At 62.3% G+C, this 4,481-nt stretch carries 3 protein-coding genes and 1 pseudogene; all 4 read left to right on the forward strand.

Going from position 1 to position 4,481, the window contains the following annotated elements:
• On the forward strand, window positions 1–1,352 hold a 1,352-nt coding region (gene glgB, locus EN749_RS31235; protein ID WP_128364599.1), incomplete at its 5' end, for a 1,4-alpha-glucan branching protein GlgB.
• A gap of 35 nt (window positions 1,353–1,387) precedes the next feature.
• Window positions 1,388–2,653, forward strand: a complete 1,266-nt coding sequence (gene glgC / locus EN749_RS31240; RefSeq protein WP_127810959.1) for a glucose-1-phosphate adenylyltransferase — start codon at window positions 1,388–1,390, stop codon at window positions 2,651–2,653.
• 3 nt (window positions 2,654–2,656) lie between these two features.
• Window positions 2,657–4,102, forward strand: a complete 1,446-nt coding sequence (gene glgA, locus EN749_RS31245; protein WP_127327162.1) for a glycogen synthase GlgA — start codon at window positions 2,657–2,659, stop codon at window positions 4,100–4,102.
• A gap of 3 nt (window positions 4,103–4,105) precedes the next feature.
• A pseudogene (locus EN749_RS31250) lies at window positions 4,106–4,481 on the forward strand (alpha-D-glucose phosphate-specific phosphoglucomutase); the annotation flags it as partial.

Raw genomic sequence — 4,481 nt, forward strand, 5'->3', positions numbered from 1 at the left:
CCTATGTGGTCGAGACCGGCTTCACCCATATCGAATTCATGCCGATCTCCGAACACCCGTATGACCCGTCCTGGGGCTACCAGACGACCGGCCTCTACGCGCCATCGGCCCGCTTTGGCGATCCGGACGGCTTTGCCCGCTTCGTCGACGGCGCCCACCGTGCCGGCGTCGGCGTTATTCTCGACTGGGTGCCCGCGCATTTCCCGGTCGATGAGCACGGCCTGGCCAATTTCGATGGCACCGCGCTCTATGAACATGCCGATCCGCGCAAGGGGTTTCATCCCGACTGGAACACCGCGATCTACAATTTCGGCCGCCGCGAGGTGGTGTCGTTCCTGGTCAACAATGCGTTGTTCTGGGCCGAGAAATACCATGTCGACGGTCTTCGCGTCGATGCGGTCGCCTCGATGCTGTACCTCGACTATTCGCGCAAGGCCGGCGAATGGATCCCCAACGAGAAAGGCGGCCGCGAGAATCTCGAGGCGGTCAGCTTCCTGCAGAAGATGAACAAGGAGGTCTACGGCCACCATCCGGGCGTGATGACCATCGCCGAGGAATCGACCTCTTGGCCGAAGGTCTCGGCACCGGTGCATGAAGGCGGGCTGGGCTTCGGCTTCAAGTGGAATATGGGCTTCATGCACGACACGCTGGAGTATTTCTCCAAGGAACCGATCTTCCGAAAACACCACCACAACGACCTCACCTTCGGCCTGACCTACGCCTTTTCGGAGAATTTCGTGCTGCCGCTCTCGCACGACGAGGTTGTGCACGGCAAAGGCACGCTGCTTGGCAAGATGGCCGGCGACGACTGGCAGAAGTTTGCGACGCTGCGCGCGTACTACGCTTTCATGTGGGGCTATCCCGGCAAGAAGCTGCTTTTCATGGGGCAGGAGTTCGCGCAGCGCCGCGAATGGAGCGAGGCGCGCGCGCTCGACTGGAACCTGCTTGAATTCCGGCCGCATCGCGGCGTCTGGCAGACGGTGCGCGATCTCAACTATCTCTACCGTTCGCGCCCGGCACTGCATGGCCGTGATTGTGAGCCGGAAGGGTTTTCCTGGCTGATCGTCGATGACAGCCAGAATTCGGTTTTTGCCTGGCTGCGCAGTGCACCGGGCGGCAGCCCGGTGGCCGTCATTTCCAATTTTACGCCGGTGCCGCGTGACAATTATCGCGTGCCGTTGCCGACATCAGGCAAATGGCGTGAGATCATCAACACCGACGCTTCGGAATATGGCGGTTCCGGCAAGGGCAATGGCGGCATGGTCGAGGCGCGGGCGGAGGGAGGAAACATCTCAGCGACGATGCTTTTGCCGCCGCTGTCGACGATCATGCTTGAACTCGTTGCCGACTGAGCCATGTCGATATCGAGTAACTTGGGAGGGTAGAAATGGCAGACCTGAAACGGACCCAGCCGCTGGCGCGCGATGCCATGGCCTATGTATTGGCCGGCGGCCGTGGGAGCCGCCTCAAGGAACTGACCGACCGGCGTGCCAAGCCGGCCGTCTATTTCGGCGGCAAGACGCGCATCATCGACTTCGCGCTTTCCAACGCGCTCAATTCCGGCATTCGCCGCCTCGGTGTCGCCACTCAGTACAAGGCGCATTCGCTGATCCGCCATCTGCAGCGCGGCTGGAACTTCCTGCGCCCTGAACGAAACGAGAGTTTCGACATCCTGCCGGCCAGCCAGCGCGTCTCGGAAACGCAGTGGTATGAAGGCACCGCCGACGCCGTCTACCAGAACATCGACATCATCGAGGCCTACGGGCCCGAATACATGGTCATCCTGGCCGGCGATCACATCTACAAGATGGACTACGAGATGATGCTTCGCCAGCATGTCGATGCCAATGCCGATGTCACCGTCGGCTGCCTCGAAGTGCCGCGCATGGAAGCCACCGGCTTCGGCGTCATGCATGTCGATGCCAAGGACAACATCATCGCCTTCGTCGAAAAGCCTGCCGATCCGCCCGGCATTCCCGACAAGCCGGAGTTTGCCCTGGCCTCGATGGGCATTTACGTTTTCAAGACCAAATTCCTGATGGAGCAATTGCGCCGCGATGCGGCCGAGCCGGGCTCGAGCCGCGACTTCGGCAAGGACATCATCCCCTACATCGTCCAGCACGGTAAGGCGATCGCGCATCGCTTCGCCAAATCCTGCGTCCGCTCGACCGCCGAGAACGAGGCCTACTGGCGCGACGTCGGAACGGTCGACGCCTATTGGGAAGCCAATATCGACCTGACCGATATCACGCCCGAGCTCGATCTCTACGACCGCGACTGGCCGATCTGGACTTATGCCGAATTGAAGCCGCCGGCAAAGTTCGTGCATGACGAGGATGGCCGCCGCGGTTCGGCTGTGTCTTCGCTTGTCTCGGGCGATTGCATCGTCTCGGGGGCTTCGCTGAAAAAAAGCCTGATCTTCACCGGCGCGCGCATCAATTCCTATTCGACGCTGGAAGAAGTCGTCATGCTGCCCGACGTTCATGTCGGCCGGAACGCAAAGTTGAAGCGCGTGGTCATCGACCATGGTGTTAGGATACCGGAAGGGCTGGTGGTCGGCGAAGATCCTATTCTCGACGCCAAGCGCTTCCGCGTTTCCGAAAAGGGCATCTGCCTGGTCACGCAGGACATGATCGACAAGTTAGGGCTCTAACGCATGCAGGTTCTGTCGGTCACGCCCGAGATCTTTCCGCTGATCAAGACCGGAGGGCTTGCCGACGTGACCGGCGCGCTGCCCATCGCCTTGGCGGCCAAGGGCGTGACCGTGCGCACGCTCATCCCGGGCTTTCCGACCGTCATGGCCGCCTTCAAGAAGAAGCGGGCGGTTCTGCAATATCCCTTGCTGCAGGGCGGCAAGGCCTCCGTCCATTCAGTCCAACTCGCTGGGCTCGAACTGTTCGTGCTCGATGCGCCGCATCTGTTTGACCGTCCCGGCGGTCCCTACGGCAATGCCACCGGCGTGGACTGGCCAGACAACTGGCGGCGTTTCGCGGCCTTGAGCCAGGTCGGCGGCGACATCGCCGGTGGCGCCATCTCGGGCTACCAACCCGACATCGTCCATGCCCATGACTGGCAGTCGGCGATGACCCTGGCCTACATGCGCTACGGCAAGGCAGTTGGCATTCCCTCGATGATGACCGTCCACAATCTCGCCTTCCAGGGCCAGTTCGGCGCCGGCATCTTCGGTGAACTCGGCTTGCCGGCGGCGGCGATGGCGCTCGACGGCGTCGAATATTATGGTGGTGTCGGCTTCCTCAAGGCTGGCCTGCAGGCCGCCTGGGCGATCACCACGGTCAGCCCGACCTACGCGCAGGAGATCCGCTCGGCGGAATTCGGCATGGGTCTCGACGGCCTCATCAACATGCGCTCCAGCGATCTCTATGGCATCGTCAACGGCATCGATACCGGCATCTGGGATCCGGAAACCGACAAGCATCTGGTGTCCCCCTACACGGCGAGCACACTGAAGGCGCGCGCGCCCAACAGGACTGCCGTGGAGGACCGCTTCAGCCTTGAGCGTGACGACAGCCCGATCGTCTGCGTCGTCAGCCGGCTGACCTGGCAGAAGGGGATGGACATACTGGCGCTGGTGATCGACGGCATCGTTGCCACTGGCGCGCGGCTGGCCATCCTCGGATCGGGCGATGCCGGTCTCGAAGGCGCGCTGCTTGCCGCTGCCGCCCGGCATCGCGGCCGTATCGGTGTGGTCGTCGGCTACGATGAGGGGCTGTCGCACATCATGCAGGGTGGCTGTGACGCCATCGTCATCCCCTCGCGCTTCGAACCGTGCGGGCTGACGCAGCTTTACGGCCTGCGCTATGGCTGCGTGCCGGTGGTCGCGCGCACCGGCGGCCTCGCCGATACGGTCATCGACGCCAATGAGGCCGCCGTCTCTGCCGGTGTCGCCACCGGCTTCCAGTTCGCGCCCAACAATGGCGGTGCCTTGCTGCACGCCATTAGCCGCCTCGTCGACGCCCATGCCAGTCCGACGGTCTGGGAATCGCTGCAGCGCCAGGGCATGAAGGCCGATGTGTCGTGGGACAAGAGCGCCGAAAAATATGTCGAACTCTATCGCTCGCTGCTTTCGAAAAGGGTTGCCTGAAGCATGATACGGACCGTCCCCACCAAGCCTTATTCCGACCAGAAGCCCGGCACGTCGGGCCTGCGCAAGAAGGTGCCTGTCTTTCAGCAGGAGCACTATGCCGAGAATTTCATCCAGTCGATCTTCGACGCGCTTGACGGTTTCAAGGGCAAGACCCTGGTGATTGGCGGTGACGGCCGGTTCTACAATCGCGAGGTCATCCAGAAGGCCATCGCCATGGCCGCCGCCAACGGCTTCGGCAAGGTGATGGTCGGGCAGGGCGGCATCCTGTCGACGCCAGCCGCCTCGCATGTCATCCGCAAGTACAAGACCTTTGGCGGCATCATCCTGTCGGCCAGCCATAATCCCGGCGGCCCGCATGAGGATTTCGGCATCAAGT

It is taken from the genome of Mesorhizobium sp. M7A.F.Ca.ET.027.02.1.1 (assembly GCF_004022985.1).
Lineage (GTDB): Bacteria > Pseudomonadota > Alphaproteobacteria > Rhizobiales > Rhizobiaceae > Mesorhizobium.